The organism is Arthrobacter cryoconiti, from assembly GCF_020905375.1.
In the GTDB taxonomy this organism is placed as follows: domain Bacteria; phylum Actinomycetota; class Actinomycetes; order Actinomycetales; family Micrococcaceae; genus Specibacter; species Specibacter cryoconiti.
Genome location: NZ_JAJJBU010000014.1, coordinates 200,443 through 224,610, shown reverse-complemented (window position 1 = coordinate 224,610; position 24,168 = coordinate 200,443). Strand labels below are relative to the sequence as shown.

Genomic DNA, 24,168 nt, shown 5'->3' with positions numbered 1-24,168 from the left:
GGCCCCCCCCCCCCCCCCCACTCCTGTATTACCCCACCAGAGCCCGGGGCACAGAGCTATTCTTGGGTCGAAAAATGTTCCGAATCATCTTTCTGTGTTTCACAACGTTCTCGCTACTGTGGACGCATGGAGAGTTTAGTGATTTACACGGTCGGACATTCCACGCATTCGATTGATGAATTCATCGCACTATTGAAATCTCACGGTGTGAAGAAGCTGGTGGATGTGCGCACCATCCCTAAATCACGCCACAATCCACAGTTCATGGAAGAAGATCTGGCAGCCAGTCTGCGTGCCGAGGGGATCACGTACCGTCGGGTGAAAGACCTCGGCGGTCTGCGTCATGTGCGCAAGGACAGCCCGAACGGCGGCTGGCGCAATAAATCGTTTCAGGGCTACGCCGACTACATGCAAACACCAGAATTTGCTCGGGCCGTTGATGGGCTGATCGACCGGGCGAAAAATAACGATCTGGCTATCATGTGCGCCGAAGCTGTGCCGTGGCGCTGCCACCGGTCCATGATTGGTGACGCTTTGGTGGTCCGCGGCGTCACGGTACTGGACATCATGAGCGAAAAGAGTGCGACACCTCACGTGCTGCGTTCATTTGCCCGCGTGAAAGATACCAACATCACGTATCCACCTGAGCTATCGCCCACACCATAGGATGTGAACGAACCGAGCGAGGGAAGGTTGGTTGTTCCGCTGTGAAACCTGTACTGCACCGTGTAAAAAAATGGGCGATGTCAACGGCGGCCGGCCAGCGTCTATTGTTGGCGCTCAAGACTTCCCTTGCGGTCGGGATCGCATGGCTTTTGGCCAGATATGCACCCGGGGTGGCACAAAGATATCCCTATTACGCCCCACTAGGCGCGTTGGTGAGTATGTATCCAACGTTTATGGGCTCAATCCGGGCTGGATTGCAGACGCTGACGGGCATTACTCTTGGCATCTTGTTAGCTGCTGGTGTATTGCTCCTGGGAAGCCCGAATATTTTCAGCATTTCCTTAGCGGTTGGGCTGGGCGTTTTGGCGGCAGGACATCCTCGGTTGGGGGCGGGCCGAGAGTACGTGCCTGTTGCCGCTCTGTTTGTTTTGATCGTTGGCGGACAAGACGCTGATTCCTTCTCAGTAGGTTATGCCGTGCAGATGAGTTTGGGGATACTTGTGGGCTTGGCAGTAAACATGCTCATATTCCCTCCTCTTGCTCTAGACGCCGCTCGTCTGGGAGTGTCTCGCGGACGGAACGTCTTGGTCAACCAACTCGAAGATATTGGCTACGCGCTGGTTGAGCATTGGCCGCCTGAGCGCAAGGACTGGGCCGAACGCACGGAAGTCATTAGCGCCACCGTTAGTGATATCCGTGGAGCCGTTTATCACGCGCATGAAAGTCAGAAGGGAAACCCGCGTGCGTATCTGCATTCTCGCCACCGTCTTGCGTCTGAGAATTTTGCCGATCTAGCGGTACTTGAAGCTGTTGCCTTCCATGTTCGGGACGTCACAGAGGTACTCTCCAACGCCGTCTGGGGCAGCAGCATGGACGGCGTATTTGACGCCAAGCTGTGCACACCGATGAGTGAGTGTTTACGATCCGTCGCTCACATACTGAAATTATGGGACGACGCCGCCCTCGATCAGCAGAGCTTCGATCAAGCACTAACTGCGGTTGATAACCTCACGTCTGAGCTGCGGCTCTCAGCCCGGGAGGAACATCACTCGATGGCTCCCGGCGCGGCCGTAGCTTTGGACAGTGAGCGCATCCTAAGAGCCGTGCATCGACGAGTTCTTGCACAAGCCGAAAATGCACTCTAGTGGATTGAATTTAAGCTGATATCGCCATCATGAGCGTGAGCCATGGTTAGATTAGGTATTATCACGATGAATCATGAAAGTCCCGATAACCCGATTGCAGCACCCCCGTTAAACTCGGTGCACATTCAGAGGAGGAGATGTCCATGAAAGCAAAGTTAGCCTTCCTTGCAGGTTTAGCTCTTGGATACGTCGTAGGTACCCGCGTGGGGCGCCGTGGCTATGAGAATTTGAAAAATAATGCGCGTGCGCTCTGGCAGATGGACCCAGTTCAGGACACAGTGCAGAACTTGGAAGATTCAATCAAAGAAGAAACAAAGAATCTGGGAAACAAGCTTGTCAGTAAGATTTCCGGTGAAAACAATGCCGCGCACAGCCCTTTGAACCAGGAGGCGTCCATCCCAACGAATGCAGTTGCGGATGTGGATTCAGACCCTGCATTAAATTCTGAGATAGGTCAGGATTGGGCCGACGAAGGCGGAGCATTACCAGCAGGGCCCGCGAGCTGAGCAGCGCCGCGATTTAGTAAACTCTGCTAAATATCGCCGACGAGCAGATGTCTGTTGTGGACTGGGTAGCTCTCACGACTGGTGCATTCTTCACGTCTGCATTTGCCGCTATTTCAGTTTTCTTCGTCCGGCAGAAGATAACTCAGGGAAGTAGCTCTCCCACACTCGTCTCGTCACCCAAATAAGGGCCTGATGAGTACAGCTGGCGACGGGCCAAGAAAGAAAAAAGTTTCACAGTTACCCTCAAAATGTATAATAGAGGTGCTTTAGTCATCCGGTGAAGTTCATTCATCGGTTATCTGGGAGGAGATGTTTATGGTTTCCAAGAACTCGTCAAAAGCCAAGTACACGGTTCCGGGGCTGTCACTGACAGACGGACACAAGGTAGGCGCACTTCTGCAAGATCGCCTGCATGCACTCAATGATCTCCAACTAACACTCAAGCACGCCCACTGGAATGTGGTCGGCCGGGATTTCATTGGGGTTCACCAGATGCTCGATCCCCAAATCGAACTGGTCAGGGGCATGATCGATGAAACGGCAGAACGAATGGCCACCTTGGGAGTATCACCCAATGGGCTGCCGGGCGCACTGGTGCGTTCCCGTGCATGGGATGACTATCCTCTCGGGCGGGCCAGCACAGCTGAACATTTGGCAGCTCTTGATGCCGTCTACGATGGCGTGATTTCCAGTCACCGAGAGGCGATTGCCGCCGCTGGAGACTTGGATCCGATCACGGAAGACATGCTCATCGGGCACACCGGTAAGCTTGAACTTTTTCAATGGTTCATGCGCGCTCATCTAGAGGACAGCGCCGGGGTGCTTCAGAGCCCGGATGGTTCAGCAAGGCGCAACAAGGCTGGCAAATAGCTTTTCAAAAGGAAGCAATAAGGCTTCTGTCTCAATTTTTCTAGCTCTCATTTTCTAAGGAGTCATTATGGGTTTCATCGGCTGGATTATTCTGGGCCTGATCGTCGGTGCCATCGTCAAGGCTGTCATGCCAGGGCGAGTCGGCGGTGGCTGGGTTACGAGTCTCATTTTGGGCGTTGTCGGCGCGATCGTCGGCGGCTGGATCGGCGACCTACTCTTCAACAAGGGCTCAATGTCATTCTGGAGCCTCGGCTCCTGGATCCTAGCGATCGTCGGCGGCCTAGTAGTTGCCGGAATCTATGGAGCCATCACTGGCAGGAACAAAAGCAACGCGTAACTGATTTGCTGTAGAAACGTAATCTGAGACCACCGGCAGTTGATGCAAAGAACTAGATTGTCCCCACAGGACCCTTTTAGTTCAAAGCCCCAACTGCCGGTGTTTTCGTTTCCAAAAATGTAGTCCAGATGGCCGTCAAGGAATCTCAAGACTCTCGACCACGGCGGATCTAAAATGCTACCCAAATAGAAAACAAAAAGTCCCCGATCCGAAGATCGAGGACTTTTCTATCGTTGCGGGGACAGGATTTGAACCTGTGACCTCCGGGTTATGAGCCCGGCGAGCTACCGAACTGCTCCACCCCGCGATGTAGTATCTACTTTACGCGGAACCGTGCTCATGCCCAAACCGAGCCAGCGTGACGTTTGTCTCCCAGCCGGCTCTGGCCAAGGCGCCGTCCTAGTTAATGACGTAAAGATGCCCCACACCCATACGACTGTGCGGGTGTAGGGCATCTTAGGTTACGGCTTCGGGACTCGAATCTGGACTACGGAGCCGGCGTCGCGCTTGGCGTCGCACTTGGCGTCGCGCTTGGCGTGGGAGCAGCAGCACTGTCAGCGGCAATCGCCGCGTTCAGCGCATCCTGCAAACTCTTCTGCGCTACCCCATAAGCGGCGAAGTCCGACTTCGCCAGGGCCGCCTGCCCATCCTTTATTGCTTGGTTCGCATCGCTGAGCGCCTTAGCCAACGCAGGGTTGGCGCTGGGCGGCGCCTTGGAGCCCTCGGTGGAGCTCCCGGCCGCAGCCGGGTCCTTCACGACGTTCGCATCACCTGCCGCAGCTCCGGAGTCACCATCGAATAATTGGTCAAGTGCGGCATTTAGCGTCGCAGCGTAACCAATCTTGTTTCCGAAGGCCACCAAGACTCGCTGAAGTGTGGGATAGGACGTGGAACCCGTTGATTTTACATAGACGGGTTGCACGTAGAGCATGCCGCCGCCGATAGGCAGCGTGAGCAAGTTCCCGTTGATGACGTCCGATTGACCCAGTTTAAGCACGTTCAGCTGGTCCGAAACTGTGGGATCTGACTGGAAGGTATTTTGCACCTGCCCTGGTCCAGGTACCTGCGTGGCATCCGGAAGCTCCAGTAGCTGAAGTTTTCCGTAGTCGTCGCCCTTAACTCCCTTGACGTTGCCGGCGTCGCCGTTGGCGGAAAGGAACCCGTACAAAATATTTCGGGAGTCCGTGCCCTTCACCTCTTGCGGAATGAAGTCAGTAGTCAGGGAGAATGCAGGCTTGTCGGCGCCGGGTACCTTCAGCGAAAGGTAGTACGGCGGTTGCTTATCAACGGCCGTGGTGGTGGGATCGTCCGGGACGCTCCATGCCAGAGTGTTCTTGAAGAAGTCGCTGGGATCGGTTACATGGTAACGACCCAGAAGCTCGCGCTGGACTTTGAAAAGATCCTCCGGGTACCGCACGTGAGCAAGCACGTCTCCCGACATTTCACTAATTGGCTTCACGGTTGCCGGGAAAATGTTTTCCCACGTCTTCAAGATCGGGTCCTCGGTGTCCCAGGCATACAGCTGAACAGACCCGTCATAGGCATCCACCGTGGCCTTGACCGAGTTGCGGATGTAGTTGACGGAGGCATTGGGTAGAGCCCCGACGCCGTTGGCTGCCGTCAGCGAATCTGTGGTGGCTTCCTGGAGCTGTTGCTGCTGCGAGTAAGGGTATGTGGAACTCGTGGTGTAGCCATCCACAATCCATTTGACCTTGCCATCGACGATGGCGGGGTAAGGGTTACCGTCGATCGTCAAGTATGGCGCCACCTTGGCCACGCGCTCGATCGGCGTGCGGTCATAGAGAATCTGAGATTTATCGTTGACACCGTTGGTCAGCAGCAAGTCCGAAGACTGGAACTTCAACGCATATAGAAGGCGGTTGAACCAATTCCCGATCGACGGGCCGGCATTGCCAGTAAAAGTGGTCAATGATTCGTTCGCGGGAGTATCAGAGGAGGTGGTGGTGCTGCCCTGTGGCCTGTCCAACTCAATGGGCGCCTTGCCATCAGGGGCTCCAACTACGGAATACTCACTCGTTGACTGGCCAAAATAGATACGCGGCTGGTAACTGGTATCAGTACCCAACACGCCGGTCGACGGCACACCGGACTGCATGAACACGGGTTTGCCATCCGCTGTGACGGTGTTGCCGTATGCGGCTACGACCCCGTAGCCGTGCGTGTATACCAAGTGCTGGTTGTACCAACTCTGCTGGTCAGGGTTGATCCCGTTGGGGTTCAACTCACGCACAGCGATTACCGCATCTTGGACTTTTCCATCAATCGTATAGCGATCCACGTTTAGAGTCTTGGGGAACTTATAGTACGGACGGTACTGTTCCAGCTGCGCAAAGGTGGACGAAATCAAGTTCGGGTCCAACAAGCGGATGCTCGCGGCAGTGTCCGCGTCCTTACGCAGCGCGCCTGCCGTCGCCGTCGTCGTCGCATTGTAGGGGACGACGTCGATCTTGGAGAGTCCGTAAGCGTCCCGCGTCGAGTTGATGTTACGACCGATGTAGGGTGCTTCGACGCTGCCCTCAGACGGCGTCACCTGAAGTCCTTGCACGGCCCACGGGTAGATCCCGCCAGCAACAATTGCGGTGACGATCAGCATTCCAGTACCGATCAGCGGCAACTTCCACTTTCCAATGAACGCTGCCACCACGAACAGAATCGCTACCAGAACAGCTGCCACGGCCAAGATGGCCTTGGTGGGTATAACGGCGTGGACATCGGTGAACATAGCACCGGCGCGGTAGCCGCCATTGTTTAGCAGTGTTGCGTACTGATCCAGCCAGAAATTAATTCCGAGCAGGACCAAGAACACGGAGGAAATGACGGCCAGGTGAATCTGGGCCGCACGTGAAGTAAAGATGCCGCGTTCGGTCAGGCTGACGGCACCATAGAGGTAGTGGGTGAGGAGCCCCGCAATGAAGGAGATAACAGCAACACTGATCAGCAGACCAACTAAGAAACCAAGGAACGGCAAGGTGTTGGTGTAGAAGCTGATATCCATACCGAACTGCGGATCGGTCTTGCCAAATGGCACTCTGAAGATAAACAGCAGCACTTTATCCCACTGTGCCATTGCAGCAGTACCAGCAAACAACCCGAAGACCGCGGGAACACCGATCATCACTACACGGCGCACCGGTTCCAACTGCATTTGATAATGGTTGAGGTTGTCATCGCGCTGGCTGTCCGGCGCATAGACGGGCCTCGCCTTGTAGGCTGTGCGGATCGAAAAATAGACTCCGGCGCCCATGACTAAAAACGCGGCTAGGAAGATAAGGAGCTTGGCGAGCTTTTGCCGCCAAAACACCTCCGAGTAGCCGAGCTGGTCAAACCAGAGGAAATCGGTGTACACACCGGCAAAAATCACCAACCCAATGACCAGCGCGACCACAATAATAATGGTCGGCATGAGTGCACCTCGGCGTTTTGGCCTGGCGGAACTACGTGGAGACGGGGCTGGGCGGGATGTCACTCTTACCTCTGTTTGCTTTTGGCGGTTCGTAAGCTAGTGCTGTTCTTGGCCCTGGCGTAGCCAGTGCCTTAACCCTGCCACGAATGGTCCAGGGATCAAGTTCCTAGTGTTGCTCAATCGTTACGTGCAAGTGGGCAACGCGGACGAGTCTTTTCCGGCACCAATAGCGGAGACGGCATCGTACGCTTCCTTTAGAGTAGCCACTTTGATCACTCGAAGCCCGTTCGGGACATGTCCTACCACGTCTGAACAGTTTGCGGCTGGTGCCAAAAAGTACTTGGCACCGTTATTATGCGCACCAACCATTTTCTGTGCAATGCCACCAATCGCGCCAACGTTCCCTTGCGGATCAATGGTTCCGGTGCCGGCAAAGTGCGCTCCGCCAGTCAATTCCCCAGGGGTCAAAGTATCCATGATGCCCAAAGCGAAAATCATGCCAGCGCTGGGCCCACCAATATTGCTGAGGGAAATCTTCACGTCAAAGGGAAACGTGAATTTGTTCGCCAAAGAGATACCCAGCAAGTATTTTCCGTCGGTTCCTGTCTTCGGAGTCACGGATACAGTCTGCGCTTGGCCAGCACGACGGATCTTCACGGAGACGACGGCGCCGCTACTTGCTGCCAGAGCCGACTGGATGTCAGCGAGCTTCGTAATGGGCTTATCCCCTACAGCGACCAAGACGTCGTCGGGCTTAAGAACACCCGCGGAGGCACCATCGGCAGGCACCGAGGCAACGGAGAGAACCGATGCGAAATCGATGCCCAAGGCCGTAAAGGCAGCCGCCGTCGCATTTTCTTGAGAGGACGTCATGGCAGCAGTATTCTCGCTGCTCACCGAATCCGCGCTGACGCCTGGGGCATAAATGAGCTCGGACGGGTAAACAGTGTCCGACGGCGTAAGCCATGCGGAGAAGGCTTGGAAGATATTGATCTGGTCATCCGCCAGGCCTCCGCTCAAGCGCACCGTGGTCAGGTCCAGGCTGCCTCCGGAAGCTGGGAAGCTTTCGTGACCGGAGACGGTGATGACGGGTTGATTGTTCAGCTTCCCTATCGTATTGATAGCTGGCCCCGGTGTTTCAATGACGTAAGGGGCTGGAATTGTAAGTGCCGCCACGGCAAGCACTACGGCTACGACGCCCGAGGCCGCCATGAGCGAACGACGCTTGTCACGGGCAACAGCGGGCGGCTGCGGTGCCGCTTGCTGGTTCACTTCTGTCAATGCACTTACCTTTCCATGGCACAGGATCTTGCAACGGGCAGTCCAGATGCACTCTTCAGCGCAAAGTCCATCCCCTACCCTACTGCGAATCTCCGTGTTCTCGCTGGGAACATCCGAGATCCTCCGGCAGCGCACAAACGAACGTTTTCTCCCCTTTGCCGGTAGCGAACAGAAGGGGTACAAAGGGCGACAACTATGCGCGGCGGCGGTAACGTAAAGTTCAACAGCATCCACTGCGAGGATCGGGACACCATGTCTTCCACACCAGCCAATAACGACGACGACACACCCCAGGACCCGTTGTCTGAAATGCTTGCCAAGCTCATGGGCGAAGGCGGGATGGAAGGCTTTGATCCAAGTGAGCTGGCTAAGGCTGCCGGGTTGCCATCGGACCCCGCTGTGCTGGCCCAAATGTTTTCACAAGTCCAGTCCATGATGACAAACTCCTCGGATACTCCCGTTAACTGGGAATTGGCCCACGATGCAGCCCGAAAAGCTGCCGCTGGCGATGATCCTTCTGTGACTGCAGCTCAATCCCGTGAAGTCGATGAAGCCCTTCGCTTGGCGGAAATGTGGCTGGACCCCTACACGGAGCTGGCTGCCACGGGAATCATGGGACGTGCTTGGTCGCGAGCGGAATGGGTTGAGGAAACGCTGGGCACATGGCAACGGCTCACCGAACCTGTTGCAAATAGCATCGCCTTTGCCATCTCAACAGCCATGAATGAGCAACTGCCCGAAGAAATGAAGTCCATGATGGGAGGTGCCGCGTCCATGATGCAAAACATGGGCGGCGCTCTCTTCGGACTCCAGCTTGGCGCCGCAGTTGGAGAACTCGCCAAGGAAGTTGTGGGCTCTACGGACATCGGGATTCCGCTGGCCGATTTGCAGATGGCCCTACTTCCGGCCAACGTCAAAACGTTCGGGGAGGGTTTGGGTGTACCGGAGCAGGAAATTCTTCTGTTCTTAGCGCTGCGGGAGGCCGCTCATGCGCGCCTTTTTGTCCAGGTCCCGTGGCTTCGCGGACACCTTTTGGGAACTATTGAAACTTATGCCCGAGGCATCCACATCGACATGTCCCGCATCGAAGACTTGGCCCAGAATCTTGACCCGAGCAACCCGGAAGCCATGCAGGCTGCCCTGTCCGAAGGGGTCTTCATGCCGGCCCGGACTCCTGAACAAGACGCCGCCCTCGCCAAACTTGAGACGGCACTGGCCCTTGTGGAGGGCTGGGTGGACGAGGTCACGTTCTCTGCTGCCACAAATCTGCCTTCAGCGCCCGCAATTCGCGAGACCATTCGTCGACGACGGGCCACCGGAGGTCCGGCGGAACACGCATTTGGCTCGTTGGTAGGCCTGGAGCTGCGTCCCCGCCGCCTGCGCGAGGCTGCTGCCTTGTGGTCTTCCTTGCGGGAAGAACGGGGCATCACCGGCCGCGACGCCATCTGGGCGCACCCGGACCTGCTGCCGACCTCCGCCGACCTTGACGATGCTGCGGGCTTTAGCGCCCGGCGGTCCGCGGCCGACGCCTCAGAATCTGACGTTGATGCGGCACTGGCCAAGCTTCTCGACGGGGGCTTCGATGACCTGCCACAGGAAACTGACAATCTCCCGGACGATCAACAAACCCCTGAAGACCCCGACGCGCCGGATCATTCAGAGCCCAAAGATTAAGGCCCCGAAGACGCGGTTACTGGCGGTTGACTAACGCCGCCAGTAACCGCGTCTTCTCTAGATTTACGCTAAAGCCATGGTTCTCGACCAGCTTCATCCATCCGGGCGCTTTCTTCCTCCGTGCCATCACCCATGCCGATGATATTGCGGGAAGAGGCGAACGATGCGCCGTCAAGGAACGCCTTTGCCCGTTCTACATGCGGGTAGCTAGCAAGCTCGGCCCAGAAACCAGCGCCGTGGTTCGGATGGATCAAATGGGCAAGTTCGTGGAGCAAGACATAGTCCAGGACCCACTCCGGCATCCCCTGAACATGATGGGAAATTCGAATGGTCCCGCGTCCATGAGTGCAAGAACCCCAGCGGCCTTTTTGATTTGTCACCCACCGCACTGATTGGGCTACCGCCCTACCCGCCAAATATTGTTCCGAGAGGAAGGTGGCACGGCGCATCAAGGCATCGTCGCTGGCAGGGGTGCGACGCCGGCCAGCAGCGTTAGTGCGCTGATCCACCTCCAGCCGCGAGACCATGTGCGGCACCCAGTACTGTTCGTCTTCCAAACTCAGCCGGGCGGGGACAGCGATGACGGCGCGGCCTCCTTCCCAGAATGCCGCGATCCCCGTCTTGCGCCGACGCGTGCGGCGCACCACCACGGGAGCGCCACTTGCGCCCGTGTGAGCGGAGAGTGAATCTCCTAGCGGACCCGGAGTTCCATACCCGATCGGCTTTCGCCGAGGGTCTTTGCGTCCGGGTCGTTCGTGTGTCGCCATGCATAGACCGTACCGCGGCGAACCAGCGGAATTCGAACCACCCGGAACAATTGTGGACAACTCCTTGCCTGTGGATAACTTCGAGCACAGAACGTTCGCATGTGCCAAGATCACAGCACCGGCCAGCACTGGCCTGGCGTGTGAAGCAGTCAGGAGGACACCATGGCAACTATCAATCCAGGTCTTCGTATGGTCCGCCGCGATTCCCAGGGCATCCAGATCGGCGTTGGCCCAGGGGGCACCATCATCGAAGGGCTTGCGGATCGCGACCTGCTCTTCATCGAGGCGCTTCGCAGGGGCATTCCAGACGCCGAGATTACGAAGGCATCAGCGGCCATGGGACTCTCTGCGGAGCGGGCACAGGAGATCTGCACGAGCTTGAAGGGCTTGCTATTCCACGACGCCGAGATAAGCGCCCACGGTTTCCGGTCCGAACGTCTGCTTCCCGAACGCTCAGCCCTTTTGGGTCTTTACCGGGAGCCGTCAAGTGCCTACATGGCCAGGCGAGAACACGGCGTCGTGCACGTCATCGGCTTAGGTCGCACAGGTGCTGCTCTGGCGCTTGTGCTGGTCAGCGCTGGTCTAGGAACAATCTTACTGGAGGATGACCAGCCAGTGTCGGCAGTGGATGTAGGCCCAGGATCGTTCCGTCTGGTTGACATTGGCCTGCCGCGATCGGCTGCGGTACGCCGGCAAGCACTGGCGGTGGACCCCGGGTGCCGTGCGCACGTGGTCCACGATGGCGGCGTGGGCGGACCAGATACCCGCTGCTTAGACTTAGCCATCGTGATAGCGCATGACGCTGTTGGTGCGCAAACAACCTCGCGTTTCATGAGCGCGGACCGCCCCCACCTGTTCGTCCTGGTACGTGAGCAAGACGGCACAGTTGGTCCGTTGGTGTCGCCAGGGCAGACTGCGTGTGCCGAATGCGTGGAACGGCATCGAAGTGCAAGCGACCCCGCTTGGCTGGCGCTGAGCCAGCAATTGGCCGATGGCAGCAGCACCGACGCCAGCTCCCTCCACGGGTCTGCGCAGAGGCACCGGCCGGAGTTGCTCGAAAGTGCTGCCCTCGCCATGGCCCTGGCTGGCACAGGTGCTGCACAAGCCCTGTTATTCCTTGATGGTGTCAATCGCCCCAGTGCATGGTCATCCGTTATGGCGTTTCATCCCGACAATGGTCGGTGGACCCGGGCAGAATTCAGCACCCATCCGGAGTGCGGCTGCCAGCTTCAACGTCAAGCGCTGGCTACAATCTCCAGCACAGCCTCTCCATAACGTTCCAGTTTGGCCGGGCCCACTCCCGGGAGGTTCGAAAGACCAGCCAAGTCTTGAGGCGCCGCCTCGGCGATGGCAATAAGTGTCGCGTCGGTAAATACCACGAACGCAGGGACATCCGCTGCGGTGGCTTCTTCCAGCCGCCAAGCTCGCAGCTCTTGAAAGACGGCTTCGTCATACCCTGCCGGACAGGAATTGCAGCGGCCGATCTTGCGTTCGGCCCCCGTTGTAAGAACCTTTCCGCATACCCGACATAGCGATGGTGCGGCGGTTTTGCGGCGCTTGCCCGCCGCGGCTAGCCGCGGACCCGTCGGTTCGCCTCCCACGGATCCAGGACGCAGCCCATCCAGAAACCGGGAAGGCTTCCGGTTGGCACGCCCACCAGGCGTGCGGGCTGTGGACCAGGAGAAATTTAGAAATTCCCGGGCACGGGTAATACCCACGTAGAGAAGCCGCCGTTCCTCATCCACTGTTTCCGGCGTGTCAGCAAAAGAAATGGGCATCAGGCCCTCGCTGAGCCCCACCAAGAACACAGCGTCCCACTCCAGCCCCTTGGCCGAATGCAGCGACGCCAATGTCACCCCCTGAACCGTTGGTGCATGCTGGGCAGTGGCACGTTCTTGCAGCTCTGCCACAAAATCCACCAAGTTGAAGGCATGTTCGGGTGTATCCCGGGCCACCACCAATTCGTCAGCAAGTGCCACAAGCGCCGCTAGCGACTCCCACCGTTCGCGGACTGCCCCTCCAGATTTTGGTGCCTCGTTCTGATATCCCAGATTCCCCAAGATATCCCTCACCAACTGTCCCAGAGGCTCTTCAACCGCCGCCCGTGAGGCCGCACGCATCTGCAAGATGGCATCACGCACCTCCTTGCGAGCAAAGAAACGCTCACCTCCTCGGAGTTGATAGCCCACACCGACCCCGGCCAACGCACGTTCATAGGCTTCTGACTGACCATTGGTCCTAAACAAGACGGCAATTTCGCTGGCCTGAGTGCCGTGATCGATGAGAATCTTGATGCGATCCGCTACGGCAGCAGACTCAGCCTCGTCGTCGCTGCATTCTAGGAACTCTGCAGCCGCTCCACTGGGCCGCTGGGCCACCAAGTCCAAAGGCGCAGACCAGAGGGAATCCGCACTCAGCCCACTACTGCGGCGGCTTTTTAGCAGTGTGTTGGCCAAACCGACCACCTGCGGAGTGGAACGGTAATCCCGGACCAGCTTCACTACCTTGGACTCGGGATAGCGCGTACGAAAATCTAGGAGGTGCCGCGGCGTAGCGCCGGTAAAGGAGTAAATGGTCTGGCTGGCGTCGCCGACTACACATAATTCCTCACGCCCACCGAGCCACAGGTCCAGGAGCCTCTGTTGAAGAGGCGAAACATCCTGATACTCGTCCACCACAAAGTGTCGATACTGCTCGCGCACCGTTGCAGCAACCCGTGGATCCTCAGCCAAGATACCCACCGTGATCAGCAGGACATCCTCGAAATCAATGAGGTTCCTGTCTCCCTTGACGTCCTCGTACGCTTGGAACAGACGGCCGACGGCGATCGTGTCCAGGCCACCCGGTTCTCCCCTGTCGTGGGCGTGGGTCAAATACGTCTCGGGAGTCAGCATGGAAACTTTGGCCCATTCGATTTCCGAGGCCAGGTCACGGATGGCCGCTCGGTCAGTAGGCAGCCGCAGACGGCTGGCTGCCGCAGCGATGAGCTGTGCTTTGTGGTCGAGCAAACCCGGCAGCTGACCGCCGACAGCATGCGGCCAAAAATACTGTAGCTGCCGCAGAGCAGCAGCGTGGAAGGTGCGTGCTTGGACAGTGCCGACACCTAAATCCCGCAAGCGAGTACGCATCTCGGCGGCTGCCCTGGCCGTAAAGGTGACCGCCAAGAGTCGGTTGGGGTTGTACACACCAGTGTGAACACCGTAGGCGATGCGGTGTGTGATAGCCCGGGTCTTACCCGTTCCCGCACCGGCTAATACACACAGGGGCCCGGACAGTGTGGTCGCGACAGCGCGCTGTTCCTCATCTAGTCCCGCGAGAATGCGCTCCTCTGCCGTGCTCTCGTCCATGACGGGGACACTCGTCTGCAGGGATTTAGAAGTCACGCCCGCTCGCCATTTTCTACTGCTGTGGCGGATGAATCACTCAGTTCGGTGCTGCTGATTTCGCCGCTCATAAATTGCTCTCCCGACTCGGCTGGCTCAGCGATCAGTCCGCCATACCAGTGCTCGATTAGCGAGCGAGCGATGGACAGCCGCTGGGAAATAATAACCTCGCCGTTGAGCACTGCTCTTTGGAGTTCCGCGCGAGCGAACCAGCGGGCCTGCCTAACTTCTTGATTATCTGGCACGGCGTTCGTGTCGAGAGTATGTGCCATGTAACCAAGCATGAAAGACCGCGGGAAAGGCCACGCCTGAGATCCCACGTAATCGACAGAGTCCAAATGAACGCCTACTTCTTCAGCGATTTCACGCACGGCCGCCTGCTCTCCGCTCTCACCGGCTTCAACGAACCCGGCCACAGTAGAGTAACGGTTTTCCTCCCACGCGAAGTTGTTAGCCAGAAGAATCCGATCGTCGCCCCCCACGATAGCGACGATGACGGCCGGGTCCGTGCGCGGGAAATGCTCGGAACCGTCTGCCGTGCAACGGCGCATCCACCCAGCATTTTTAATTTCGGTCAGGGAACCACAGCGTGGGCAGTACCTGTGAGACTTGTGCCAGTTCGCGACAGCCTGAGCCTCTATAAAAACAGCGGCGTCGGCCGAAGGCAGTATCGACGCTGCGTCCCGGTATCCGGCGAAAACTGCGCCTTCGGGAACCCACTGGGGGTCGGCGTCGTCCTGGGGCAAGATCTGCAAGATCAGGTGCGTTCCGGCAGGCAGGTGTGGATGGTGGCTTGGCAGCGACTGCCCTAAGTAGACCGTCAATGCAGGCCCTAGAAGATGCTCAGGAAAACCTGTTCCTGGTAAGAGTACAAGTTGGTTATCCTGCACCAGCGCTTTGCCGTTCTTCATCAAAACGACGCGATGCCCAGCTTCGGCCTGCACCTGTGCCAAAAATCCATCGGCATTTCGCGATTCACAGTTGCGTTCGAGCACAGCTTCTGGCGACGTTAAGGCATGGATCATGCTTCTACCGTACGCAGTCCAGCGCGGTTTTTACATTCCATCACCACCTTCTGTGGACAGTGCAGGCTCAGCGAGCGCCAGACTACTTCTCGCGACTCGCCGCCGCAAGCGCAGACAGTTGCCACTCCTTCCCTCTACGGTGGAGGTGTGAGACGAATGACTGCAATCGAATTGGCCGCTGTTGCCAGCGCGGCCGTGCCCGGGCTCAACGTCACAGCCTTTGGTCCAGAGCCTGACGATGCCGCCGATTTCAACGCTGCGCTTCTGGTGGATTCAGAAGGTCGACGCTGGCGTGTCCGCTCGCCACGACACGCAGAAGCCAGTGCCCGTCTAGAAACCGAGCGCCAGGTGCTGCGTGCGTTCTCACCGGCCATTCGTGCCGAATTGCCGTTCCTTCTGCCCACTGTGGCAGGGACGGTCCGCCAAGATGAACTCATCACATTTGTCTACTCCCACATTCCCGGCAAGGCCGAATCCGTGGAGGAACTATCCGCCGGCGGCGCCACCCTGGCCCAAGAAATCGGAGCGGCAATTGCCGCTATCCACGACCTGCCACAAAATCTGGTCACGAACGCCGACTTGCCAAGTTACACGGCCAACGAATTCCGTCAGCGAAAACTCAATGAGCTTGACCAAGCCGCCACAACAGGCAAGATCCCCCCGTCCCTGCTCCGCCGGTGGGAGCATGCCATGGAAGACGTGGCTCTGTGGCGATTCAATGCCTCTGTGGTCCACGGAGACCTCCATGAGGACAACATTTTGCTCGAAGGCTCACGCCTGACTGCTGTGATGGGCTGGACTGATCTGCGGGTAGGGGACCCTGCCGATGACTTCGCTTGGCTGGTTGCCATCAATGATCCCGACTTTGTGGACACGGTCATGCTGGCTTACTCGGCTGCGCGCCATGAGTCCCCCGATCCACATTTGCTGCGCAGAGCGGCTCTCAGCGCCGAATTTGCTCTGGCTCAATGGCTTGTCAAAGGCTTTGCCACCGATTCTGCGCGCATGGTGGCGGACGCAGAAAGCATGTTGGCTACCCTCAAGGCGGACATTGACGCTCACGGCGGTCAGCCCATCAGCACCGATCCGGGACCAAAGGCACAAGCTGTCTCCTCCGCTAAGCAAGAAGATGCTAAGCAGGAATCAGCTGGGCAAGTATCGGAGCCTGCCAAAAAATCCGTCACTGTCACCAAGATCGAGCCTACGGAAAATAGCGAATCCCTCGAGGCTGGCGCGGCCCGTAAACCGCTATCTGGGGAACTCCCGGGTGAACCAGGTGAGCCGGTTGAACCAAATAAAGCTGGCACATCCGCATCCGTTGACACTGAATCAGCAGAAAAGTCCGGGCCGACTGCTGATAAGACAACCGTGAATGATAAGGCTTCTGCGAACAGTCCTGCAGAGTCTGCTCAACCCGATATTTCCACGAGCGGTTCAGCCAAAATTTCCAGCGATCCAGCCCATGAGGAACCTGTGAAAACTGCGGAATCTGAGGAACCTGTGAAACCAGGATCGGCGGAGGACGTTGACACGACTGCCTTGAAGGTCATTCGACTGGAAAATTAGCCGTCCGGGATACCCGCTTCCACGGGATTTCACGCCTCATATGCGTTGGTAATGATTGCCTCTAGTTCCGTCTCACCCGCCAAATCAACGGGACGGATCAATTTGTCTTCTCCCACATAGTAAAACGCAGCCCGTACTTGTTCTAGCGGCACGTTCTTTAGCCTTGACCAAGCCAGCCGGTATACGGCTAGCTGCACACCACGTACAGCCAGCTGCGCCTTGGTGGGTACCTTGCCGCTCTTCCAGTCAATCAGCTCCCAACCGCCGTCGTCGTCCCTAAAAATCGCGTCGATGCGTCCACGGACCACAACGCCGGCCACACGGGTTTCAATGGGCACTTCCAGTTCTGCAGGGGTCCGGTGCGCCCAAGACGAGTTCCGGAAGGTCTCTTGCATTTCGGCTAGCCCATAGGCCTCATCCACGTAGGCGTCCGCCCCAACATTTTCCTCGAATTCCAGCTGACCAGTGGTTGCGAAATACTCCTCGATCCAGGTATGGAAAGCGGTACCTTTGCGGGCGGCCATCCCCGGTTTCGTCGGGACAGGCCGACGCATGGCACGGGTAACCTTTTCCGCGTCTTCGCCCAAAGCCACCAGACGGGAAGCGGAAATATGGGGAGGAAGTTCCACACGTAGCTGATCCGAGGTTATCTTTTCCTGCGCAAGTAGCACCGAGACCTCATTTCCCCAGCGTGCGTTCGCAGCCAAGAACTCCGCCGTGCCGATGGTATTCACCGAACCCCGTGAAGCCGAACCGGTGGTTGACCGCTCGGCGCTGGTGGCAGTGGGAATTCCGGTTCTGACAGCAGCTGCGGAAGCCTCCACGTTATCCCGCCGGCCAGTGCGTTGTGCACTTCCGCTGCGCCCCACTATGACCGGTCCATTGAGCGGATCATAGGGCCACAGTGCGCTCTCCTCGCTAGTGCTGACAGGGTTCGCAGTGCCATCTTCGGGATTCGGGGACCACTGCACTAACTGTGCACTATGCGCCGCACCTTCGCTGAGGGGTAAGAGTTCGGAGAGGAATTTGGAGGGCTCCAGTGGAGACTTGGAGCTCCCCCACACCGTGGCACTACACATCAGGTAGTCACGGGCGCGGGTGAATGCCACGTAGGCCAGGCGACGCTCCTCGTCCTCGCCGTGCAGCAAGACGTCTGCGGCAAACAATTTTTCGTTATCCACCAGCATTTTCATGTCGGAAACGTTCGTATCCCAGACGGGGAGGTCATCCCTGTCTCCGCGCAGCGGCCAAGGAAGTGATTTGGCGCCCGTAGTCCAGCGATCAGCTTTGGCACTGGGGAACGCTCCGGCGTTCATGCTGGGCACAAACACCACATCCCATTCCAGTCCTTTGGATGCGTGGACGGTCAAGAGCTGAACCGCGTCTGGGTTTGTCTCCACGGACGCCATTTCCAAGCCACCCTCCTCAGATTGAGCCGTTTCAAGCCAGGCTAGAAATGCCGCCAGGTCTACCCGCTGCGCCGCTTGGACAAAAGTGGCTGCAGCGTCAGCGAACGCGTCGAGATTACGCCTTGCATGATGGATGCTGGAGCCGGGCCGGGCGGCCAGTTCGATGTCCAAGAGCATGGTCCGTTCCACAACGCCCAGCAAGGTCGTGAGATCCTCTCCCACATAGCCGCGCAGCATCCGCAATTCATCGCGCAGCAGCAGCAACCGCTGCCGTGCCGTTTCGCTAAGTGGTCGCGCTGCCTGAGGCCAATAGTCAGCGCTCAGGTAGTCCAGCGCCTCGACGAGGGATGCGGAGTCTACGATATCTGCCTCAACCACCCGTTCTTTGTCCGCCACAAAAGCGCTGCCGGAATCATCTGTAATCCTGCTTTGCGCTTGCGTGCCCGGCTCTGCGCCATCTCCGCTCATGGCGCGATCGGCTTCCCCCGAGCGGGCATCGATCGCCACCGCGTCAAAGCTCACGCCGTTTTTGGCTGCCCAAGCACGACGGCGGGCCAAGTACCGTGACCAGTCGGCAAACGCCATGAGATCGGCTGGACCAATCCGCCAGCGCGCACCCGTGAGCAAACGCATGAGAGCGTCGGACCGGCCGGGATCGGCAATGACACGCAGTGTAGCGACAAGGTCCACTATCTCTGGTGTGGACAGTAACCCACCGAGGCCGATGATTTCATAGGGAATGCCACGGGATTCAAACACCGAGACGAGGATTGCGAACTGAGCTCGACGGCGGCACAAAACGGCCACAGTCATCGCCCCTTGGACTCCGCGACGGGACGTGAAATCACCCTTGCGGGAGAGGATTTCCTTGGCAATAGCCTGCGCCTGCACCAACTCCGTGTCAAAGCGTGCCAGTACTACCTCGCCAGCCGGGGCATTGGGCTTCTGACGCAATGCCGATACGTGTACCCGTGGCCCTGCTGAGTCTCTTTCGGCATCCGTCAGACCGGCCGCAAGTTTGGCGTTGCCGTTGCGAGTCGCCGCTTTCGTCAGCTCAGCTGACATGACGTTCGCGGCGGCCAGGACGTGGGCGGAATTACGCCACGCGATGGTGAGCTCGGCGGTGGCCGCGTACTCACCGCCACCCTTACGAAAGATCTCCGGGAAGCGGAATAGCTGACCAGCTGAGGCTCCGCGGAATCCGTAGATCGATTGGTGCGGATCCCCCACCGCGGTGACGGGGTGTCCGTTGCCAAATAGCTCGGCAAAGAGCGTCAGCTGGGCGTGGGACGTGTCCTGGAACTCATCCAGTAGAACCACTTTGTAGCGACGCCGCTCCATCTCACCAGCGTGTGGGACTTCCTTGGCAATCCGGGCTGCCAGCGCCACGAGGTCACCGTAGTCCAGGACATTGCGACGGCGCTTGGCCTGGGCGTAGCGCTGGACCAGGTCGACAACGCTTCCCCGAGTTCGCAGCACATCCAGGAGCTTGTTGGCTGACGCTGTGCGCGGTTTTGTAGTCTCGGCAACATAGGGCAGCGCCTCAAATTCTCCCACCCACGCATCCAGCTCGGCACGTACGTCGCGTGTATCCGCAAGGTGCTCGGCACATTCACCGGCCAGATCCATCACAGACTGGATGAGCGTGGACTTGGCCGCAGTGAAATGTGCGTGTTCGCCATCGTGAGCTTCGACGACGTCGCTGGCTAACTGCCAAGCCTCCGCAGCACCAAGGACGACGGCGTCGCGCTCTATACCCAGCCGCAGACCGTAGTCCCCGACGATACCGCTGGCGTAGGAATGATACGTGGACACCTTGGGTTCTAGAGCATCACGGGCTCCGGCTGCACGGGATAACTCCGCCTCCCCCGAGCGTGCCAATGCGCCCAGCTTGGCCAGCTGGGTGCGGATGCGTGAAGCCAGCTCGCCGGCGGCCTTGCGTGTGAACGTGACACCGAGGATTTCTTCGGGCAGCACGAACCCGTTGGCTACAAGCCAAACGACTCGGTCAGCCATCGTGGTGGTTTTGCCAGATCCGGCTCCCGCAATCACCAGGAGTGGTTCCAACGGCGAGGCGATGATGGCGCACTGCTCGTCGGTGGGCGGGAATTGGCCTAACATTTCCGCCAGTTCACGAGGGCTGCGAATCGCGCTGCTCAAACCGTTCTGAGTAGGCGCGGCTTGGGCGTCCGCAGTATCTTGGGCTGGCGCGGCTTTGGCTGGCGCAGCCTGGATATCCGCGGCTTTTGTGGGCTTCAAGCTCATTATTCGATGACCTGCTTCCCTTCACGGCACAGCGGGCAGATAGTCGGTAAGGGGCAGCCGCTGCGTTCGCTCCAGTCGGCGCCGTGACGGGCCGGGAACGTGGCTTGGGCCATGAGGAAAGCCGCTTGAAGGACTTCCGGAGTTGCCCAGTCGTCAGCGCCCGCTGTGAGGGGTGCTTGGTCCTGGGTTTTGGCGGCCTTGGTCCCGTCCCCCAGCGGTAACAGTGCAGCCCCTCCGGAACCGGCATTCACAAAGCCAGCTGTAGCGGCGACGCCGTCAAACGCTCCTGCCAACACTGCGGCTTGATAGGCACCAAGTTGGGGATGAAGTTCAATCTCTTTCGCCGTGGGTTTGCTCCTCCCAGTTTTTAGATCGACAATCACTAAGTTCCCGTTGGCGTCAGCTTCTAAACGATCCACTTGGCCCCGCAAGAGCACTGTTCGCTCCATGGCGAAGTCCGCCGGGATCTCAACCTCGAAATCCACCTCAACGTCGATGAGCGTGCGTCCGCTTTGCCGCGCCTCCACCACATATTGGGCAAGCTTGCGCACCATTTCCTGAGCTCGCTCATAGTCTTTCTCGGCCTCCCAGGTATCACCCATGCCGAGTGCTGGCCACCGGCGTTCTAGCTCTTGGAGGTACTCATGACCGGCACCTTCTGGAATATGCTCGGCGATGGAGTGAATGAGCGTACCAAGGCTGCGAGCAAAATCCGTGCTTGCCTCTCCCCCTGCTGCCTTGACAAACCAGTTCAGTGGGGACTTCAACACAGCCTCAATTTTCGACGGCGAAACCGTGACCACGCCCCCCTCTGCCACTATCGGTTCCGCGGAACTTAGCGGGCACAACCCCCACCAATCCGATGGCGCTGCGCCCGGCACCGACTCAGTTGCCAGCACAGCCAGCATGCGAGCAGCCTCTGGCTCTGCGTGCATCTCTGATTCTTGGCGCAGCTCCGCAACCAGTGACCGCAACGTCATGGGCCTGGGAACCTGTTCCACAGGCCGCAGCGGGTATTGGGACTCCCCGCCGGAGTCGCGCTCAGGGACATACGGCGCGGCGAGATCGATGAACTGAGATGGTTGCAGATCATGCCCCGAGGCGCCTGTGAGGATGAGCTGACGGCTCGCCCGGGAAATGGCTGTTGCAAAACTGCGCAATTCGTCGTGCCGCACGTCGCGCAGCAAGGTTGCCGGGTCAAGCTGGCGCGCGGTTTGTGCCCCGTGTTCGAGCACCTCTACGAGGAGCTGGCTACCCAGTAGTTCCCCGCGCAGACGAGTGTTGGGCCACACGCCTTCCTGCAGTCCAGCAACGATCACGACCGGCCATTCCCGTCCGGCTGCACTAGCCGGAGTGAGGATTTCCACGGCGTCGCTGCGTTGGGCACGGGCGGCCAACGTATCCATGGGCAGTTCTTGTCCGAGCAAATAGTCAAGAAACTGTTGGGGCGTGGATCCGGGCAACTGGTCAACATAACGTTCGGCACTTTGGAACAACGCCATGACAGCGTCCAGGTCACGATCCGCACGAATGCCAGTAGGACCTCCACGCAAGGCATGATGCTCCCACGTTGAAGAGCAATCAGAAGCATTCCACAGCGCCCACAGCACCGTTTCCGCGTTGGCCCCAGGCTGCGCTACGGCCAGCGTACCGGCAGCGATCATGGCCGCCACCCGGGACGCATTCAGTCCTTCCCAGCCCAGCAATGCCAACTTTTCCGGGCTGGTGAGGGACTCAACCAGGAGTTCATCACTGGCCCTCCCACCGCCGTCGTTCAGTTCTTGCTGGCGCAGCGCCTGCCGCAGCCGGCGCAGGTGCAACGCAGTAGAACGACCCAACCGCGATGTCAGCAGTGACACCGCCAGCTCGGCGTCCAATTCGTTCGGGTCCAGCGCCACCTTGAACGCGTCGAGTAGCGGCCTAACGGCGGGCTCATCCCGCACAGGGTTCTCCGCAACGGGCACCTTCACCGGGATACCCAGCCCACTCAAATAACGTTGCAGGCTGGCAAGGGCACCGCCTGTTCGCACAATCACTGCAACCTCGGAGAGGCTGTACCCGGCGAGATGTTGGAGGTGCAGAATCCGTTCGGCTACTAGCCTCAGCTCATGGACCTCAGACGCCACCACGTGTGCGCTCACGGACGACGCCCCCTTTTCACGCTCAACTGCTCGCTGCGGGTTATCCGGCGTCAGATCTAGTGCAGCGCCCAGCACAGTTACCGGCCCCGTTTCCGAAACGGGCCATTTCAGGACGCGTGCGCGATGCCCACCCCGGCCATGGGCAATTCTTTCTGCTACTCCGCTCCATGCCCTGCCAAGCTCAGCTGTCATGCGGTGTGAGGCAGAGAGAGAAAACTCGGTGATGGGATCCTGGTCGCCAGCCAACGACTCACGCAATGAGGAGACCAGATCGGGCCTGGCCCCTCGGAAGCCTTGGACAACGGTGTCCGGGGATGCCGTCACAAGGATGTCCTTGCCGCGAGCGATGACGGACAGAAGCTGGTGGACGGAACTGTTAGCTTCCTGAATGTCGTCCACCAGGATGAATTGGAGGCGTCGGCGTTCAACCTCGAGTAATTCGGAGTCGTTGAGCAGCAGCGTGAGAGCGGCCGTAATGATGCCAGCGGGATCGTAGGAACCGGATTTTCCCCATTCCACGACGTCCCTATATTCCTGATAAAGAGAGGCGGCAGCTACCCAGTCCGGCCGGTTGCACGCTCCTCCTAGCTCAGCGAGTCGACCCGGCGTTACGTCGTATTCAATGACGCGATCAAAGAGCTGACGGACCTCTTGGCGGAAACCGCGCGTGTCCAGAGCATCCCTGAGATCAATAGGCCAGTTTGGGTCCGTACCTAAGCCAAGCTTGTGTCCGGCCAACAGGTCCTTGATAATCAGGTCCTGTTCAGGCCCGCTCATCAGCCTGGGTGGACCATCGATGTACGGCATCCGCCCCTCAACCTTGGCCCGACGCAACAGGTCGAAGGCGTAGGAGGACCAGGTTCTGGCCGGAGACGTACTCAGGCTGCGACTCAGGCGGGCGCTAAACGCATTACGCAGCCTCGCAGCAGCGAGTCTGGAGGGTGCCAATAGCAGCACTCCAGCGGGATCTACACCGCTGCGTTCGATTCTCTGCACGGCAGCCTCGATGAGCACTGTGGACTTTCCCGTGCCCGGCGCCCCCCAGACCAGAAGCGGTCCGGATCCCGGCGTCATGTCCAGCACCGCTTGCTGATCCGCAGTGGGTATGTGGGCAACTGTCTGAGAGCTCGCCGGCGCCACCAGCGTCAAGCGCGGAAGCTGGATCTGCTTCGGAGAAGGCTGCCTCGCAATTGAAGGACCGGTGGATGCATTCTGGCGTGAACTCATGATCTCAGTCCACCACGAGGCTCAGACATTTTTTCAGCACTGATGGTCTCAGTGGCATCTTCGACGGCGCAGTGAAGTCGCGCCGCAATAGCATCGATCGCGTCGAAGTCGGTATCCGCTGGATTCCAGCGGGCACTGCTCATGGCCACGCGCCACGACGGATGTTCTCCGCTTGTGTCTCCCCGCAGAGCAGTACCCTCCTCGCGGTAGTGCATCAGTGCCGTTGCATCGTGACACAGAGGTGGTTTGCCGCTCGCCTGAATAACCCGCCACCAAGTCACTGCCGAGCCATGATGGGACATGACCGATCCCACTTGGCGAGGTCCACCGCTTTCGAGCAGTACTGCAATGTCACCATAAGAAACTACGTGCCCTGCTGGGATCAGTTCCACCACGTCCAGGACCGCTTCAACATACTCTGCGCGCATGTCACCAGCCTAGTTCCCGCAATAGGTAACCCCAGCGCCGCTCCCATTCGCTCC

Annotated in this window: 16 protein-coding genes and 1 tRNA gene; 8 read left to right on the top strand and 9 right to left on the bottom strand. The window is 58.7% G+C overall.

Annotated elements, in window-relative coordinates; translation table 11 throughout:
- The first annotated feature begins 126 nt into the window (after positions 1 to 126).
- From LOH53_RS08515 to LOH53_RS08495, 5 genes are all read left to right on the top strand, one after another.
- Positions 127 to 666: a DUF488 domain-containing protein gene (locus LOH53_RS08515; RefSeq protein ID WP_230067305.1), complete on the top strand. Its 540-nt coding sequence runs from the start codon at positions 127 to 129 to the stop codon at positions 664 to 666.
- Between the two features lie 77 nt (positions 667 to 743).
- Positions 744 to 1,811, top strand: coding sequence for an FUSC family protein (locus LOH53_RS08510; protein WP_230067304.1), 1,068 nt, complete (start codon positions 744 to 746; stop codon positions 1,809 to 1,811).
- Between the two features lie 143 nt (positions 1,812 to 1,954).
- Positions 1,955 to 2,317 (top strand): hypothetical protein, encoded by a 363-nt coding sequence (locus LOH53_RS08505; protein WP_230067303.1) that lies wholly within the window; start codon positions 1,955 to 1,957, stop codon positions 2,315 to 2,317.
- A gap of 315 nt (positions 2,318 to 2,632) precedes the next feature.
- Positions 2,633 to 3,187 carry a Dps family protein gene (locus LOH53_RS08500; protein WP_230067302.1) on the top strand — a complete coding sequence of 185 codons (555 nt, stop codon included), beginning with the start codon at positions 2,633 to 2,635 and terminating at the stop codon, positions 3,185 to 3,187.
- 67 nt (positions 3,188 to 3,254) lie between these two features.
- Entirely contained in the window at positions 3,255 to 3,524 is a 270-nt protein-coding gene (locus LOH53_RS08495; protein WP_230067301.1) for a GlsB/YeaQ/YmgE family stress response membrane protein, read from the top strand.
- Between the two features lie 233 nt (positions 3,525 to 3,757).
- Here LOH53_RS08495 and LOH53_RS08490 read toward each other — a convergent pair.
- The 3 genes from LOH53_RS08490 to LOH53_RS08480 form a co-directional block, all read right to left on the bottom strand.
- Positions 3,758 to 3,831 (bottom strand) — tRNA-Met (locus LOH53_RS08490).
- A 180-nt stretch (positions 3,832 to 4,011) separates the two neighbouring features.
- Complete coding sequence (locus LOH53_RS08485; RefSeq protein WP_230067300.1) at positions 4,012 to 6,948, bottom strand: UPF0182 family membrane protein; 2,937 nt, start codon at positions 6,946 to 6,948, stop codon at positions 4,012 to 4,014.
- Between the two features lie 183 nt (positions 6,949 to 7,131).
- On the bottom strand, positions 7,132 to 8,220 hold the full coding sequence (locus LOH53_RS08480) for a YlbL family protein (protein WP_230067317.1): 1,089 nt from the start codon (positions 8,218 to 8,220) through the stop codon (positions 7,132 to 7,134).
- Positions 8,221 to 8,481: 261 nt separating this feature from the next.
- On the opposite strand from LOH53_RS08480, the gene LOH53_RS08475 reads away from it, so the two are divergent.
- Complete coding sequence (locus LOH53_RS08475) at positions 8,482 to 9,903, top strand: zinc-dependent metalloprotease (RefSeq protein WP_230067299.1); 1,422 nt, start codon at positions 8,482 to 8,484, stop codon at positions 9,901 to 9,903.
- Positions 9,904 to 9,971: 68 nt separating this feature from the next.
- Here the strand turns inward: LOH53_RS08475 and LOH53_RS08470 are convergent, their stop codons facing one another.
- Positions 9,972 to 10,670 (bottom strand): M48 metallopeptidase family protein, encoded by a 699-nt coding sequence (locus LOH53_RS08470; protein ID WP_230067298.1) that lies wholly within the window; start codon positions 10,668 to 10,670, stop codon positions 9,972 to 9,974.
- A gap of 162 nt (positions 10,671 to 10,832) precedes the next feature.
- On the opposite strand from LOH53_RS08470, the gene LOH53_RS08465 reads away from it, so the two are divergent.
- Complete coding sequence (locus LOH53_RS08465) at positions 10,833 to 11,945, top strand: TOMM precursor leader peptide-binding protein (RefSeq protein ID WP_230067297.1); 1,113 nt, start codon at positions 10,833 to 10,835, stop codon at positions 11,943 to 11,945.
- Here LOH53_RS08465 and LOH53_RS08460 read toward each other — a convergent pair.
- A complete protein-coding gene (locus tag LOH53_RS08460; RefSeq protein WP_230067316.1) occupies positions 11,906 to 14,017 on the bottom strand; it encodes an ATP-dependent DNA helicase UvrD2 in 2,112 nt (703 codons plus the stop codon). The two genes, LOH53_RS08465 and LOH53_RS08460, sit on opposite strands and share 40 nt — an antisense overlap.
- 32 nt (positions 14,018 to 14,049) lie before the next feature.
- Positions 14,050 to 15,078: an NAD(+) diphosphatase gene (gene nudC / locus LOH53_RS08455; RefSeq protein ID WP_230067296.1), complete on the bottom strand. Its 1,029-nt coding sequence runs from the start codon at positions 15,076 to 15,078 to the stop codon at positions 14,050 to 14,052.
- A 156-nt stretch (positions 15,079 to 15,234) separates the two neighbouring features.
- Between nudC and LOH53_RS08450 the strand changes: the two genes are divergently transcribed.
- Positions 15,235 to 16,644 carry a macrolide 2'-phosphotransferase gene (locus LOH53_RS08450; protein ID WP_230067295.1) on the top strand — a complete coding sequence of 470 codons (1,410 nt, stop codon included), beginning with the start codon at positions 15,235 to 15,237 and terminating at the stop codon, positions 16,642 to 16,644.
- Positions 16,645 to 16,673: 29 nt separating this feature from the next.
- Here the strand turns inward: LOH53_RS08450 and LOH53_RS08445 are convergent, their stop codons facing one another.
- Genes LOH53_RS08445 through LOH53_RS08435 form a run of 3 tightly spaced genes read right to left on the bottom strand, consistent with a single transcriptional unit; the run spans position 16,674 to position 24,114 of the window.
- The gene (locus LOH53_RS08445) at positions 16,674 to 20,318 is read right to left on the bottom strand and encodes an ATP-dependent helicase (RefSeq protein ID WP_230067294.1); all 3,645 of its coding nucleotides are present in this window, start codon (positions 20,316 to 20,318) and stop codon (positions 16,674 to 16,676) included.
- The gene (locus tag LOH53_RS08440) at positions 20,318 to 23,686 is read right to left on the bottom strand and encodes an ATP-dependent helicase (protein WP_230067293.1); all 3,369 of its coding nucleotides are present in this window, start codon (positions 23,684 to 23,686) and stop codon (positions 20,318 to 20,320) included. The genes LOH53_RS08445 and LOH53_RS08440 overlap by 1 nt, the downstream gene beginning before the upstream one ends.
- Positions 23,683 to 24,114: an MGMT family protein gene (locus LOH53_RS08435; protein WP_230067292.1), complete on the bottom strand. Its 432-nt coding sequence runs from the start codon at positions 24,112 to 24,114 to the stop codon at positions 23,683 to 23,685. Before LOH53_RS08435 ends, LOH53_RS08440 begins: the two co-directional genes overlap by 4 nt.
- Positions 24,115 to 24,168: the final 54 nt, after the last annotated feature.